The sequence below is a fragment of the Comamonas sp. CMM03 genome (assembly GCF_019218715.1).
GTDB classification, from domain to species: Bacteria; Pseudomonadota; Gammaproteobacteria; order Burkholderiales; family Burkholderiaceae_C; genus Comamonas; species Comamonas terrigena.
This window is the reverse complement of sequence record NZ_JAHUXB010000006.1, coordinates 66,108-80,047: the sequence shown is the minus strand read 5'-3', so window position 1 is coordinate 80,047 and position 13,940 is coordinate 66,108. Positions and strand designations below refer to the sequence as shown.

Sequence of the window (13,940 nt, the reverse complement as noted above, 5' to 3'; positions counted from 1 at the left end):
TGCCCTGGCGCAGAGCATTGCCACCGCGTGTGGTCTTCCGTTACGGCCCCGACACGGCCGCCGCATGGCACCGGCATCCCGCCACCACAGCGCCCTCAGAAAGCCGTGCGGCCAAGCTGCAACCGCCCGGACCCGGCTCAGGCCAGCGCCAACACAGCCTGCAGCTGCACCAGGCTGTCCACAAAACCGTCGGCATCCACGCCGTGGATCGGTTGGCCGTGGTTGTAGCCATAGCTCACCAGCACCACCGGGCAGCCGGCTGCCCGTGCCGCCTGGGCGTCGTTGCTGGAGTCGCCCAGCATCAGCGTGCGTGCGGGCGGGGTGCCCAACGCCTCGCAGGTCTTGAGCAAGGGCATGGGATCCGGCTTTTTCCGGGGGAAGGAATCGCCCCCGAACACCTGCTCGAACAGGCCCTCCAGCCCCTTGGCGGCCAGCAGCGGCACGGTGAAAGCCATGGGCTTGTTGGTCACGCACGCCAGGCGCAGGCCTGCATCCTTGAGCGCCTGCAGCCCTTGCGCCACCCCGTCGTACACGGCCGAATACTGGCCGTTGATGGCGATGTAGTGGTGCTCATACCGTGCCAGCGCCTGCGGAAACAGCGCCTGCACAGCCGCATCCCGCTCTGCCTGCGGATGGCCGGCATGCTGCAGCACATGGGCCAGCACGCTGCGCAGCAGGTGCTCTGTGCCCTTGCCCACCATGTGTTCGACCGCAGAGGCCGGCAGCGCGGGCAGCTGCAGATCGGCCAGCATGCGGGTGATGGCCTCGGCAAAGTCGCCGATGGTGTCCACCATGGTCCCGTCCAGGTCCACGATGGCGGCATCCACATCCACGGTCTTGCGGGTATGGCCCGCTGGAAATTGCACTTGCATAGATATCCCAAAGTGGGCCGCCTGTGCGCACCCAGGCGGCACAAGCCACCAGAAACAACCCATCTTCATGGACCCCTGCCGGCACAGCGCAGGTCCGAAGCCAGAGCCGCAAATTATCCCCGCACTCCTGCGCATGTGCCTGCTGCCCGCGGCGCCATGAAAAAAGCCTTCCAGCAATAGGCTGGAAGGCTTTTCCCGCCACGGCGGATCCTGCGCGCAGATGGTTCATAACGTACTCTGCACATTGCGCGCTAGCGTCGGCGGCCAAAAACACTGATGCGAGCCCTCCTCGGGAAGGCGTCCCGGCATACAGGCCGCATCAGGCCGCCAGGTTGGCGCGCATGGTGTCGATCACGGCCCGGTAGTCGGGCTTGCCGAAGATGGCGCTGCCGGCCACAAAGGTGTCGGCACCCGCATCGGCCACGGCGCGGATGTTGGCTTCCTTGATGCCGCCATCCACCTCCAGGCGGATGTCCTTGCCGGAGGCTTCGATACGCTTGCGTGCGGCTTCCACCTTGCGCAGCGTGCTGTCGATGAAGCTTTGGCCACCGAAACCGGGGTTCACGCTCATCAGAAGGATCAGGTCGATGTCCTCGATCACCCAGTCCAGCACGTCCAGCGACGTGGCGGGGTTGAACACCAGGCCGGCCTTGCAGCCATGTCCCTTGATGTTCTGGATGCTGCGGTGCACATGGCCCGAGGCATCGGGGTGGAAGCTGATGTAGTCCGCGCCCGCCTTGGCAAAGGCCGTGGCCAGATCGTCCACGGGCTGCACCATCAGGTGCACGTCGATGGGCACAGGCTGGCCGGTGGGGGTCACGGCATGGGGCTTCAAAGCCTGACAGATCATGGGGCCAAATGTCAGGTTGGGCACGTAATGGTTGTCCATCACATCGAAGTGGATCCAGTCAGCGCCGGCAGCAATGACGTTGCGCACTTCTTCGCCCAGGCGGGCAAAGTCGGCAGACAGGATGGAAGGGGCAATGCGGTAGGTGGGGCTCATGGCTTTGAATTGTCGCAGTTACCATTGCACCATGCCGACCTACGAGTTTCAGGTGGAAGTCGAAACCCAGTACCTGCCCGCGCAGTCCGCGCCGCAGGAGGGAATGTTTCGCTTTGCCTACACCATCACCATCACCAACACCGGCACGGTGGCTGCCCAGCTGGTGGCCCGAGAATGGCATATCCATGACGCCCACGGCCGCGAACAACTGGTACGCGGCCTGGGGGTGGTCGGGCGCCAGCCCCTGCTGCAGCCCGGCGAGGCCCACCGCTACACCAGCGGCTGCGAGCTGACCACGTCCACCGGTACCATGCACGGCAGCTATCTGTGCGTCGCCGAAGACGCCGAGGTGTTCCACACGCCCATCCCCCTGTTTGTGCTTGATGTCGAAGATCCGGATGACGGCATGCCCGCCGCCATGCCGGCCACCCGCATCCTCCACTGAAGGACGCATGAAGCGAAATGCCTATGACCTGCCCCGCCTGCTGGCGGAGCTCAACCCCCATGCCGAACTGGCCCAGCGCCACCTCTGGCTGATTCACCTGATCGAATGGGTGCGCGCCGCCCATCCGTCCACCGAAGGCGCGGTGGAGCGCGTGCGCCTGTTTCTGGATGCCCTGGACGCCGACCCCGATGCCGCCGCACGCCTGCAACTGTGGTGGCTGCAGTTCATCGACCAGGTGGACATCACCACCTTGCTGGCCGATTTTGGTTTTGCCCCCCGCACCGCCTTCTTCAGCGAGCTGACGGAACGCCTGCGCTACAAGCTGCTGCCCAGCACGCCCGAGACGATCGACGCCTCCGAACTATTCTCCATCGCGCTGAACGAAGAGTTCGATGTGCGCTGGCTCCAGGCGCTGGACGAACCTCTGCTGCAGCGCCTGGCCCTGGCCCTCAGCCCCGCGGGCAGCCCGGGCGCCAGCTTCTGGCAGCACGCGCTGCTGGGCGCCATCACCTACTGCGCGGGCCAGATCCTGTCGACCGGCTTTGCCCCCGAGCTGCGCCTGCGCATGAGCGAGGAAATCCGCGATGAAAAGCCTTTCCACGCGCTAATCCACGATGTGGAAAGCCTGCGCGTGGAAGTGCTCCACGGCCTGCGCACCACCGACCGGCTGGAGCAGGCCGAGGCCCGCCTGCGCGAGCGACTGGACGCCTGCCGCGCGGCGGTCGGCACGGTGTATACGCATTTTGCGGCCGAAGGCATCTCGGTCGGTCTGGTGTTCCGCCTGCGCCAGCTGCGCACCCGCATCGTGCGCGTGCGCCAGTTGCTGGACTGCCTGCTGTCCACGCGCCCCGAACTGGATGCGGCCCGCCTGCTGGCAGGCTTTGTCAGCGTGGGCCGCGACCGCCGCAGCCTGCGTGCGCTGTATGACGCCAATTCCTCGCTGCTGGCCGCCAAGATCACGGAACGCAGCGCCGAAACCGGTGAGCACTACATCACCCGCACCCCGCGCGAATACCTGGACATGGTGCGACGCGCCGCCGGTGGTGGCCTGGTGATGTCCTTCACCACCCTGCTCAAGCTGGCCCTGCATGTCCTGGCGCTGTCGGCCTTCTGGGGCGGTTTTCTGGCCGGCATCAACTACGCCATCAGCTTTGTGCTGATCCAGCTGCTGCACTTTACCGTGGCCACCAAGCAGCCGGCGATGACGGCGCCGGCCATTGCCGCCAAGCTCAAGGATCTGGAGCGCGGCAACGCCGTCGAGGAATTCGTCGACGAAGTGGCCAACCTCACCCGTTCGCAGGTGGCGGCCGTCCTGGGCAATGTGCTGGTGGTGTTCCCTGCCGCACTAGGCCTGTCGCTGCTGGTGGCACGCCTGTGGGGCTCCCCGCCGCTGGACCCCATCCATGCACTGCAGACCCTGGATTCGCTGAGCCTGCTGGGCCCGTCGCTGCTGTTTGCCGCCTTCACCGGCGTGCTGCTGTATGCCAGCAGCATCCTGGGCGGCTGGGTGGAGAACTGGTTTGTGCTGCGGCGCATGGATTCCGCCATCCGCTACAACCCCCGCATCACCCGGCTGCTGGGCGAAAAGCGGGCCCTGCGCTGGTCCGGCTTTCTGCGCCAGAACATCTCGGGCTTAACCTCCAACATCGCCCTGGGCTTCATGCTGGGGCTGACCCCGGCCATTGCAGGCTTTTTCGGACTGGGGCTGGAAGTACGTCATGTGACACTGTCCTCTGGTCAGATCGGCGTTGCCAGTGCTACGCTGGGCCTGCAGGTCCTGCACCTGCCTGCCTTCTGGTGGGCCGCGGCCATGTTGCCCTTCAACGGCGCACTGAATGTGCTGGTCAGTTTTCTTCTGGCGTTTCGCACCGCCTTGCGTGCGCACAACGTCAGCGGCGTGGAGCGTTCGCGCATCTACGCCGGCATTCGCCACCGGCTACGCGTCCGCCCGCTGAGCTTCTTCCTGCCATCCGGCACACGTTGAACCCCAGCCACCCAGGGCACGCTGCTGCGTGATGCCAGGCGCCCCGGCCACCACGGCCGCGGTCGCGCCTCCACCCGTGCGGGCCACTGCGCCGGCACGCTGCTGAAAGGACATGCCATGCCTGACATGTTGAGCTTTTGGTCCCAATGGCTGCGCCCCTCCGCCGGCCTTCCTGCCGTGCACTGGGCCGTGCTGCTGGCGGTGGCCGCCGTGGTCGGTTCGCTGTGCCAGCGCCAGACCGGTATTCCCAAAGTGGTGGGCTATGCCATGGTCGGCGCGCTTGCTGGCTTGCTGGGGTTTTCCGGGTCGGAATGGCCGCTGCACGGCCCGGTGCTGTTCCTGGTGGAGCTGGGAGTGGCCGTGGTGCTGTTCGAATGCGGCGGGCGCATTGCGCTGCGCTGGTTCCGCCACAACCCCATGGTGCTGGTGCAAAGCGTGCTCGAATCCGCGCTGACCTATGCCGCCGTGTTCTTCACGCTGCGCTGGCTGGACCTACCGCCCCACATCGCCAGCCCGCTGGCCATGATTGCCATGGCCTCATCGCCGGTGTTGCTGCGCCGCGTCAGCGACGACACCCATGCCAGCGGCCCGGTCACAGACCGCGCCATGGTACTGGCCACGCTGTCCACCCTGTATGCACTGACCATCGGCAGCGCCAAGGCGGAGATCTTTGCCCGTCCCACCACCTCGCTGCTGGACGATATCTCGCCGGTGCTGGTGGTGCTGGGCATCTCGGTGCTGATGGCCGCGCTCCTGGCCCTGCTGATGCGCCTGGCGCTGCGCTTCATGAGCCCCACCAGCGAAAACACCTCCATCCTCATCCTGGCGCTGATTGCCGCCGCCAGCGCCGTAGCGGCCCACCTGGGCGGATCGGCCCCACTGGCCGCGCTGCTGGCGGGCATGGTGCTCAAGCACATGCACCCGCGCCCCTGGGCCTGGCCGCGCCAGCTGGGCACGGCCTCCAGCCTGTTGACCATGCTGATGTTCGTGCTGGTCTCCAGCGTCGCCACCAGTGCCTCCGGTGGCTGGGCGCTGGGACTGGCCACTCTGGCACTGATTGTGGTGCGCCTGCTGGCCAAGTCGGTGGGCGTGGCGGTCGGCAATATCGGCTCGGGCAGCAGCTGGCGCCAGTCGGCGTGGGTGGCCTGCGCCATGGCGCCGATGTCGGCCGTGGCGCTGCTGCTGGCATCGCAGTTTGCCCAGGCCGCCCCCGAAGCCGGGCAACTGATTGCCAGCATTGCCCTGCCCGCCATCGTGCTGATGGAGCTGGCCGGCGCCGTGCTGGCCACCATGGCGCTGTACCGCGCCGGCGAAGGCACGGGCTGGCGTGGCGCACGGCGCAACCAGGTGGCGGCGCCCAACGCCCCTGCCCCGGCGCCCGCCGCCGCACCCGAACCCACCCCGGCCCCCACTGCTGCAGGAGACCGCGATGCCGCTTGAGACTTTTCACACCTCCGCCCCGCTGACCCTGGGCGTGGAGCTGGAGCTGCAACTGGTCAACACCCACGACTATGACCTGGCACCCTATGCCGAGGACATGATCCGGCTGATGCACAAGACGCCGCTTCCCGGCTCGGTGGTGCCGGAGATGACCAGCAGCATGATCGAGATCTCCACCGACATCTGCCACAGCGCCGCCGAGGTGCTGCACCAGCTCACGCCCATCCGCGATGCCCTGGTCAGGAATGCCGACAAGCTGAACATCGCCGTGATTGGCGGCGGCACCCACCCGTTCCAGCTCTGGCACCAGCAGCGCATCTACGACAAGCCGCGCTTTCAGGAGCTGTCGGCCCTGTATGGCTACCTGTCCAAGCAGTTCACCATCTTCGGCCAGCATGTGCACATCGGCTGCCCCGGGCCGGACGAGGCGCTGCTGATGCTGCACCGCATGAGCCGCTACATCCCGCACTGCATTGCACTGTCGGCCAGCAGCCCGTTCGTGCAGGCCCAGGACACGGCGTTCGACTCGGCACGGCTGAACTCGGTCTTTGCCTTTCCGCTGTCGGGCCGTGCACCCTGCGTGCTGACCTGGAAGGAATTCGAGCAGTATTTCGACAAGATGACCGCCACCGGTGTGGTCAAAAGCATGAAGGATTTCTACTGGGACATCCGTCCCAAGCCCGAGTTCGGCACCATCGAAATCCGCGTGTTCGACACGCCCTTGACCATCGAGCGCGCCGCCGCGCTGGCCGGCTACGTGCAGGCACTGGCGGCCTGGTTCATCGACACCCAGCCCTTCACGCCGCAGGAAGACGACTACCTCGTCTACACCTACAACCGCTTCCAGGCGTGCCGCTTCGGGCTGGACGCCGTCTATGTGGACCCGGCCGACGGCAGCCACCTGCCGCTGGCCGAGCACATTCTGCGCACCATGGACCAGATTGCGCCGCAGGCCGAGCGCCTGGGCGCCGCACCTGCGCTGCAAATGCTGCGCAGCGAGGTCCAGCGCCAGCACAACGATGCCCGCTGGCTGCGCGAGCGCCAGCAGGACGAACAGCTGCTGGCCGAAGTGGTGCGCCAGGCCGGGTTGCGCTTTCGCGGTGCCGCATGACCCCGCTGCGTCGCCTGCGGACTGCGGCTCCCTCACCTGTGGGAGCCCAGTTTCGCGGTGGGCGTCCCTGGCCTGCACTCCCGGGCAAAGGCTGCGCAAAGCGGTGCTGTGGGCGCGCAGGCGGCGGTGGTTTTTGTGGCGCCCGACGCCACACAAGCGGCAGCACAGGCGCGACAATCGCAACCTTGATGACGAGGGCTGCACACCGTGGGTGAATTTGATCTGATCCGCCGCTTCTTCCAGCGCCCCGTGCGCCGCGCCGCCCTGGGTGTGGGGGACGACTGCGCGCTGCTGGCCCCCGGACCCGGCATGCAGCTGGCCGTGTCCTGCGACATGCTGGTGCAGGGTCGCCACTTCTTTCCCGACGTGGACCCGCACCTGCTGGGCCACAAGGCCCTGGCCGTCAACCTGAGCGATCTGGCGGCCAGCGGTGCCACACCGCTGGCCTTCACGCTGGCGCTGTCGCTGCCACTGGCCGACGAAGCCTGGTGTGCCGCATTTTCCGAAGGCATGTTCGCGCTGGCGGCCCAGCACGACTGCGAGCTGATCGGTGGCGACACCACGGCCGGACCGCTGAACATCTGCATCACCGTCCTGGGCGAAGTGCCCGCCGGCCAGGCCCTGCTGCGCAGCGGCGCCCGCGCGGGCGACGATATCTGGGTCAGCGGCAACCTGGGCGATGCCCGCCTGGCGCTGGATGCATTGCTGGGACGCCACCCGCTGCCCCCCGCCCTGCTGACCACCGCCCGCACCCGGCTGGAAGCGCCCACGCCCCGCGTGGCCCTGGGCCAGGCGTTGCGCGGTGTGGCCACCAGCGCGCTGGATGTGAGCGACGGCCTGCTGGGCGATCTGCAGCACATTCTGGATGCCAGCGGCGTCGGCGCCTGCATCGACACCAGCCTGACGACGCCGCTGATCGCCGCCTATGCCGACATGCTGGGCTCCGAAGCCATTTTTGACCGCGACTATCTGCGCCAGTGCACCCTGGCCGGTGGCGACGATTACGAGCTGTGCTTCACCGCCCCGCCGCAGGCCCGCGACGCGGTGCTGCAGGCCGGTGCCGCCAGCGCCACACCCGTCACCCGCATCGGCTGCATCGAGGCCCACGCCGGTCTGCGTCTGGTGGACGCTGCGGGCGAGCCGGTGGCAGCGCACTTTGCCTCGTTCGACCATTTCGCGGACTGACCCCCTCGGCTGCGCTGCGCCGGACTGAAACACGTGCCCCCCCTGCCGGGCAGCACCGCAGGCATTTCTACAATCATGTCCATGGACCAACCGATTTCCGACGCCGAGCCCAAGCGCATCGTCGAACACGACACGCCTGCGGGCTCCGCTGCCTCCCGCACCTTCACCGCCACACCGGCCAAGCCACCGCGCCCGACGGTGTCTTTCATGATGGCCCACCCGGCCCACCTGATTGCCCTGGGCTTTGGCAGCGGCCTGGGCCGCATCGCACCCGGCACGGTGGGCACGCTGTGGGGCTGGCTGTCGTTTCTGGTGCTGCAGCTGTGGCTGACGCCGGCACAGATCGGCTGGCTGCTGCTGGCCTCGCTGTGCGTGGGCTGGTGGGCCTGCACCGTCACCGCCCGCCACCTGCGCGTGGCCGACCCCGGCCACATCGTCTGGGACGAGGTGCTGGCCATGTGGATCATCCTGTGGCTGACCATGCCCATGGGCTTCTGGGGCCAGCTGGCGGCCTTTGTCTTGTTCCGCTTCTTTGATGCTGCCAAGCCCCAGCCCGTGAAATGGGCCGACCGGCTGTTCAAGGGCTTTGGCTGGAAAGGAGGCTGGGGCATCATGTTCGATGACCTGGTCGCCGCCTTCTGCACCCTGCTGGTCATGGCCGTCTGGCGCCACCTGACCCGCTGACCCACGGAGCCCCCATGCACCCTGCCCTGCCCGCACTTTCGCTTGCCTGCCTGACATCCCTGGCCACTGCGGTGCAGGCCCAGGACTCCCGCATCACACTGGTCACGGTCTACCCCGGCAGCGCCACCGTGCAGCGCACGCTGCAGGTGCCCCCAGGTGCACGCCAGGCCGTGCTGGCCTGCCTGCCCGCCGGGCTGGATGCACAGACCCTGCAGGTCAGTGCACCCGCCGGCATGACTGTGGGCGAGCTGTCGGTGCGCCAGCAGCCACGGGCGCTGATCCCCGGCTGTGCCCAGCCGCAGCAGGCCCGCATCCGCGCGCTGGAAGACCAGATCGCCGCGCTGCAGGCCGAGGCCCAGGGGCTGGAGCAGGCCGGCGGCTGGCTGAACCGCTATACCCAGCCCACAGGCACCGCCCAGATTGCCGCCACGGCCGATGCACTGCGCCGCACCGGCCAGAGCGTGGCCCAGCGCCAGCACCAGCTGGCACGCGAGCAGCAGGCGCTGGAAGAGCAGCTCAAGCCGCTGCAGGCCGATGCACAGCGCACCGGCGGCGCCCAGGGCCTGGCCAGCACGTTGCTGGTCACGTTGTCGGCCCCCCAGGGCGGAACGCTGCAGCTGAGTTACCAGGTGCGGGGCACCGGCTGGCAACCCGGCTACCGCGCCAGCCTGGATGTGGAACGCCAGCGTGTGCGGCTGGAGCGCACCGCCCAGGTCAGCCAGAACAGCGGCGAGGACTGGCGCGATGTGCCGCTGACCCTGTCCACCGGGCAGCCCAATGCCGCCGCCAGCGGTCCGCTGCCGCGCCCTTGGCGCATCAGCGAAGCCCAGCCTGCGCCGCCGGCCCCGCCCATGCCCGCTCCGGTCGCCGCGCCCATGGCCCGCATGGCATCTTCGGCAGAAATGGCCAGTCTGGCCCCCGCGCCGGAACCGGCCAGTTTTGACGCCAGCGTCTTCGAAGGCAGCCACGCCACCCAGTTCGTGCTGCCGCAGCGCGTCAACGTCCCCTCCAACGGCGAGCAGCTGAGCCTGACCTTGGGCGAGCAGCAGCTGGACGCCCAGGTACTGGTGCGCAGCACGCCGGCACTGGATGCACATGCCTACCTGATCGCCAGCTTTGCCCTGCCTGAAACAGGCGTATGGCCCAGCGGCCCCATCCGCCTGTACCGCGACGGTGCCTATGTGGGCGCCAGCCGCCTGGATGCCGCCCAGGTGGCCCAGACCGGCCTGGGCTTTGGCCGTGACGAACGCGTGCAGCTGCGCGCCCTGCCCACCGAGCAGACACAGGGCAGCACGGGCTTCACCGGCAGCCGCCAGCAGCGGGTGGAAAGCCGCCGCTGGGAGGTGCGCAACCTGCACCGCACGCCGGTCACCTTGCAGCTGCTGGATGCCGCCCCGGTGGCAGAACAGCAGGACATCCGCGTGGAATCGCGCTACAGCCCACAGCCGGCCAGCACCCGCTGGAACGGACAGCCCGGCAGCGTGCTCTGGGAACTGGCCCTGCCGCCCGGAACCACCCAGCAGATCAGCACCGAGCACCGCATCTCCTGGCCGCAGGACATGCGCTTGCGCGAGCGCCGCTGACCCCGCCCGAAAGACAGCCGACATGCCCGCCCCTTTGCACGACACCCTCTACGCCCTGGCCCAGGCCCTGGTGGCACGCGGCTGGATGATGGCCACCGCGGAAAGCTGCACCGGCGGCCTGATTGCCGCCGCCTGCACCGACCTGCCCGGTTCCAGCCGCTGGCTGGAGCGTGGCTTTGTCACCTATTCCAATGCCGCCAAGACCGAGCTGCTGGGGGTGCCTGCGGACCTGATTGCACAGCACGGCGCCGTCAGCGAGCCGGTGGCCCGCGCCATGGCGGCGGGCGCTGCCCGGCACGCACCGGTACAGGCCAGCGTGGCCGTCACCGGTGTGGCCGGTCCGGACGGCGGCAGCGCCGACAAGCCGGTGGGCACGGTGTGGTTTGGCTGGTCGGTGCAAGGCGAGCTGCACACGGCCTGCCTGCGCTTCGCGGGGGACCGGGCCGCGGTGCGCCAGCAGACACGCGACCACGCGCTGCAGCAGTTGCTGGCCCTGGTCGCATCCGCACCCTAGCCAGGCGGGTAGCGATGCCGCTCAATAGACCAGCTCGGCCGCGCCGCCGCAGTTGAGCTGACCGCCCACTTCAGTGAGGGCCAAGTCAACGCCCAGCAGGCGCAGCAAGGTGTTGACCAGCGGGTCCAGCACCGGCGCCAGCACCCCGGCCACCAGGCCGCCGATCAAGGACAGCAGCCCCGCCAGAATATCGTCCACCAGCTTCAGAATGCCCTGGATGCCGGCCTGCGAGGCACGCGGATCGGCGGGCAGTGTCGTCAGCCCGCTCAGGCTGCCCAAGGTGCTGTTCAGGCTCTGGACCACGTTGTCCGTCTGGATGCCACCCCACACCGCGGCCTGGTCCAGGCGCGGGGGTTGCAGCAGCTGAAACCCCGCCACCTGTTTGCTGGCGACCGGGGTGTCCAGCTTCAGGCCCAGGCCGCCAAAGTACTGCGCCGTGCGCTTGCCCACGCCGTCGCAGCCCCAGCAGCCAATATCCAGCACCGGCAGCGACTGCATGACCACCGGGGCATTGGAGGCAAAGGCTTTCTGTGCCGCCTCGTTGGCCGTCAGGCCCAGCCGTCCCACCCGGATGTCGGCGGCCGAGGTCCGCACCGTCTGCACCAGCGCCTTGCCGGTCGGGGTACAGACATAGTCCGTCAGATAGACCTGACCGCCGCCCGCCTCTACGACCACATCCACCCGGCTGGGGGCCGGCAGCAGCTCCAGGTCGGCATAGCCGCTGCCGCCTCCGGTCAGAAAATTGACCAGGGCCACGGCCGGCGAAATCAGCTTCAACAAGGCATTCAGCGCTGTGATGGTGGCACCCACCAGCGGCAGGTCCACCGAGATCAGGGCCCGCACCTGGGCCGTGCGCACGAACAGCCGGTCGGCCCCCAGGGGATCGGCCTTGGCCAGCGCGGGGTCGCCGATCGCGGTCAGCTGCGGGGGTTGCAGCACCTTCAGGCGCAAGCTCGTATTCGCAATCCCCAGCGGGATGTCCACCGCCGCGGCCGCCGCATTGTTGCCATTGCCCACCTGGATCACGGCCTGCGCCAGCTCCAGCACATTCAGCGAGGTCGACAGCGCCGAGGCGGTCAGCCCGCTTTGCAGCTTCAGCAACTGGTTCAGCTGCAGCCGCACACCCGGCACGGTGGCCGCCACGCCCGCCAGGCTCTGCAGGGCCTGCACATTCGCATCCGCCGTGGTCGCGCCACGCTGCATCACGTCCAGCATGGCCTCCAGCACCTTGTTCACGCTGACCTGGGTGCTCAGCAAGCGGTCGTAGTCCCCGGCATCAATGCCGACCTTCAATGCCAGGGCGTCCAGAAACGCCAGCAGGTCGATCTGGGTGCCCAGCAGGCCATTCCAGCCCAGCACCGAGATATCCACCTTGCCGCCCAGCAGACCGCCCACCAGCGCATTGAGCAACAGCGCATCGTTGTTGTTCTGGATGGCGGCCAGCTTGGAGCGCACGGACAGCCGGGCCAGCTGCGGCCGCTGGACGGCGGTGGCCGTGGCCTGCAGGCTGCGGCGCCCCCCGTCGGCCGCCGGCCACACAAAGAAATACGGCACCGTGCGCTGCACCGTGACCCGGCAGGCGTTCACCACCGTGGCGGCACCGGCCACGAAATAGCTGGTGCGCTGTCCGGATGCATTGGGCTGCCAGTGCCCGGACTGCACCTGCAGCTGGTCGGTCGCTGCCCGTCCGTTGCTGGCGGCGCTGGCTGCCGCCAGGGAAGCACAGGTGTTCACGGGATCCGCGGCACCCGCCACCGCAGCCAGATCGGCCATCTTCTGCAGCTCGCGCTGCTGCCAGAACAGGTTGCCGATATCGAGCGCCATCAGGCACGACAGCGCAACGCCCATCCACAGCGCCGCCACCAGCGCCACAGCGCCTTTCTGGGAGCGGTGCAGGGATGGGGTCACGGAGGCCTTCGGTGCGCTACTTCTTCGCCATGGGCGATGCCGCGCGCTCGGGGATCGGGTGGGCAAAGCTGTCCACATAGCGCGCGTAGACTTTCTGCGCCACCACGCCGGCCATGGGCTGCGGGGGACGGGAGGGCTCCGTGGCGGCCTGCTGCTGCAACAGGGCGCGTGTCGCCTGCCCCACGGGCATGGCCGTGGGGGCGGTCCCTGGCAGGGGCAGGCAGGGCGGTGCGGCGCACGCCACCACTGGAGCCGCTTGCGCAGCTTGCGGCGGCGTTGAAAGCGCTGGTGGCGGGGTCTGCGCGGACACGCTGCCCGCCTCCACCAGAACCAGGGTCCACCACATCGGTTTGCAGATCATGAGGGTGCTCCTTGCTGTGCCACAGCCGTGGTGCCGGGGATGGATGCGGCCGCGGGAAGCGGCGGCGGCAAAGCCGGTTCGGGCGTGCGCTGCAGCACTTCCAGCTGCTGGGCCTGCTGAAACACCTGCTGGCGCAGCGGGGCCCCCATCTGGTGCTGCTGCATCCACTGGGCCGCTTCCTGGTCTTTGCCAAACAGCAACAGGTACACGGCCACATTGCTGAGGATGCGGCGCTGTGCAGGCTGCAGCTGTACCGCCTGCATCAGCGGAAGGCGTGCGTCGCGGGCCTGCGGCGTGTGCAGCAAGGCGTAGCCCAGATCGTTCAGCAGCAAGGCATCGGTCGGCGACAGCCGGCGTGCCGCCTGCAGCTGCGCCACGGCCTCCCGGTACTGCCCTTGCGCGGCGGCCAGCAGGCCCAGGCCATGCGCTGCACGCGCGGCCTGGCTGCCGCTCTGCAAGGTACGGTACAGGCGTTCACTGTCCTGGAACTGGCCCGTCTGGCGCAGCGCATCGGCACGCAGCAAACGGCTGGTGTCCGAAACACCCCAGCGCTGCTCCAGCGCGTCCAGATGCGCCAGCGCGGCATACCACAGCGATTTGCGCTGCAGCTCCGCCACCACCTGCAGGTAGCTGGCCTGCGTCTCCTGCCCCAGCATCGGCGTGGCGTCACCGGCGCGCTCGGCATCCGCCTGCTGCTCCGCCCGAGCCTGGCTGTCCGCCGCCTGCGACGAAGCCATGGCCGCGGCCGCCATGCTGCCCAGCACCTGGGTGCTGCAGCCGTACAGCCCCATGCTGCCTGCCAGCGCGGCGGCCAGCAGACACCGGCGCCACCCCCATCCCTTTGCACTGC

At 68.4% G+C, this 13,940-nt stretch carries 13 protein-coding genes; 8 read left to right on the top strand and 5 right to left on the bottom strand.

Annotated elements, in window-relative coordinates; all coding sequences use genetic code 11:
* Nucleotides 1-137: 137 nt before the first annotated feature.
* Nucleotides 138-872 (bottom strand): phosphoglycolate phosphatase, encoded by a 735-nt coding sequence (locus tag KW830_RS19200; RefSeq protein ID WP_066541391.1) that lies wholly within the window; start codon nucleotides 870-872, stop codon nucleotides 138-140.
* A 319-nt stretch (nucleotides 873-1,191) separates the two neighbouring features.
* Complete coding sequence (gene rpe, locus KW830_RS19195; protein WP_066541393.1) at nucleotides 1,192-1,875, bottom strand: ribulose-phosphate 3-epimerase; 684 nt, start codon at nucleotides 1,873-1,875, stop codon at nucleotides 1,192-1,194.
* A gap of 31 nt (nucleotides 1,876-1,906) precedes the next feature.
* Here rpe and apaG point away from each other — a divergent pair, with 31 nt between their 5' ends.
* The 8 genes from apaG to KW830_RS19155 all read left to right on the top strand — a co-directional run bounded on the left by apaG (nucleotide 1,907) and on the right by KW830_RS19155 (nucleotide 10,821).
* Entirely contained in the window at nucleotides 1,907-2,320 is a 414-nt protein-coding gene (gene apaG / locus KW830_RS19190) for a Co2+/Mg2+ efflux protein ApaG (RefSeq protein ID WP_066541395.1), read from the top strand.
* A 7-nt stretch (nucleotides 2,321-2,327) separates the two neighbouring features.
* Nucleotides 2,328-4,304, top strand: coding sequence for a site-specific recombinase (locus KW830_RS19185; RefSeq protein ID WP_218334099.1), 1,977 nt, complete (start codon nucleotides 2,328-2,330; stop codon nucleotides 4,302-4,304).
* Nucleotides 4,305-4,421: 117 nt separating this feature from the next.
* Nucleotides 4,422-5,744, top strand: coding sequence for a cation:proton antiporter (locus KW830_RS19180; RefSeq protein ID WP_083520624.1), 1,323 nt, complete (start codon nucleotides 4,422-4,424; stop codon nucleotides 5,742-5,744).
* Nucleotides 5,734-6,855, top strand: coding sequence for a YbdK family carboxylate-amine ligase (locus KW830_RS19175; RefSeq protein ID WP_066541402.1), 1,122 nt, complete (start codon nucleotides 5,734-5,736; stop codon nucleotides 6,853-6,855). The genes KW830_RS19180 and KW830_RS19175 overlap by 11 nt, the downstream gene beginning before the upstream one ends.
* A gap of 207 nt (nucleotides 6,856-7,062) precedes the next feature.
* The gene (gene thiL, locus KW830_RS19170; RefSeq protein WP_218334098.1) at nucleotides 7,063-8,040 is read left to right on the top strand and encodes a thiamine-phosphate kinase; all 978 of its coding nucleotides are present in this window, start codon (nucleotides 7,063-7,065) and stop codon (nucleotides 8,038-8,040) included.
* Between the two features lie 207 nt (nucleotides 8,041-8,247).
* A complete protein-coding gene (locus KW830_RS19165) occupies nucleotides 8,248-8,724 on the top strand; it encodes a phosphatidylglycerophosphatase A (protein WP_225608890.1) in 477 nt (158 codons plus the stop codon).
* 14 nt (nucleotides 8,725-8,738) lie between these two features.
* Nucleotides 8,739-10,307 (top strand): DUF4139 domain-containing protein, encoded by a 1,569-nt coding sequence (locus tag KW830_RS19160; protein ID WP_218334097.1) that lies wholly within the window; start codon nucleotides 8,739-8,741, stop codon nucleotides 10,305-10,307.
* A 22-nt stretch (nucleotides 10,308-10,329) separates the two neighbouring features.
* Entirely contained in the window at nucleotides 10,330-10,821 is a 492-nt protein-coding gene (locus tag KW830_RS19155) for a CinA family protein (RefSeq protein ID WP_218334096.1), read from the top strand.
* 21 nt (nucleotides 10,822-10,842) lie between these two features.
* On the opposite strand, the gene KW830_RS19150 is transcribed toward KW830_RS19155, so the two are convergent.
* The 3 genes from KW830_RS19150 to KW830_RS19140 are packed head-to-tail and all read right to left on the bottom strand — an operon-like array spanning nucleotide 10,843 to nucleotide 13,881.
* Complete coding sequence (locus tag KW830_RS19150; RefSeq protein WP_218334095.1) at nucleotides 10,843-12,729, bottom strand: TadG family pilus assembly protein; 1,887 nt, start codon at nucleotides 12,727-12,729, stop codon at nucleotides 10,843-10,845.
* Between the two features lie 16 nt (nucleotides 12,730-12,745).
* Nucleotides 12,746-13,090, bottom strand: coding sequence for a DUF3613 domain-containing protein (locus KW830_RS19145; protein ID WP_218334094.1), 345 nt, complete (start codon nucleotides 13,088-13,090; stop codon nucleotides 12,746-12,748).
* Nucleotides 13,087-13,881: a tetratricopeptide repeat protein gene (locus tag KW830_RS19140; RefSeq protein WP_218334093.1), complete on the bottom strand. Its 795-nt coding sequence runs from the start codon at nucleotides 13,879-13,881 to the stop codon at nucleotides 13,087-13,089. The genes KW830_RS19145 and KW830_RS19140 overlap by 4 nt, the downstream gene beginning before the upstream one ends.
* Between the last annotated feature and the right edge of the window lie 59 nt (nucleotides 13,882-13,940).

Bases quoted from the DNA above. Each gene is read 5' to 3' on its own strand.
- KW830_RS19160 (WP_218334097.1), top strand. From the start codon at position 8,739: ATGCACCCTGCCCTGCCCGCACTTTCGCTTGCCTGCCTGACATCCCTG.
- KW830_RS19140 (WP_218334093.1), bottom strand. From the start codon at position 13,881: ATGGGGCTGTACGGCTGCAGCACCCAGGTGCTGGGCAGCATGGCGGCC.
- KW830_RS19185 (WP_218334099.1), top strand. From the start codon at position 2,328: ATGAAGCGAAATGCCTATGACCTGCCCCGCCTGCTGGCGGAGCTCAAC.
- KW830_RS19155 (WP_218334096.1), top strand. From the start codon at position 10,330: ATGCCCGCCCCTTTGCACGACACCCTCTACGCCCTGGCCCAGGCCCTG.
- KW830_RS19175 (WP_066541402.1), top strand. From the start codon at position 5,734: ATGCCGCTTGAGACTTTTCACACCTCCGCCCCGCTGACCCTGGGCGTG.
- apaG (WP_066541395.1), top strand. From the start codon at position 1,907: ATGCCGACCTACGAGTTTCAGGTGGAAGTCGAAACCCAGTACCTGCCC.
- KW830_RS19165 (WP_225608890.1), top strand. From the start codon at position 8,248: ATGATGGCCCACCCGGCCCACCTGATTGCCCTGGGCTTTGGCAGCGGC.
- KW830_RS19145 (WP_218334094.1), bottom strand. From the start codon at position 13,090: ATGATCTGCAAACCGATGTGGTGGACCCTGGTTCTGGTGGAGGCGGGC.
- rpe (WP_066541393.1), bottom strand. From the start codon at position 1,875: ATGAGCCCCACCTACCGCATTGCCCCTTCCATCCTGTCTGCCGACTTT.
- KW830_RS19200 (WP_066541391.1), bottom strand. From the start codon at position 872: ATGCAAGTGCAATTTCCAGCGGGCCATACCCGCAAGACCGTGGATGTG.
- KW830_RS19180 (WP_083520624.1), top strand. From the start codon at position 4,422: ATGCCTGACATGTTGAGCTTTTGGTCCCAATGGCTGCGCCCCTCCGCC.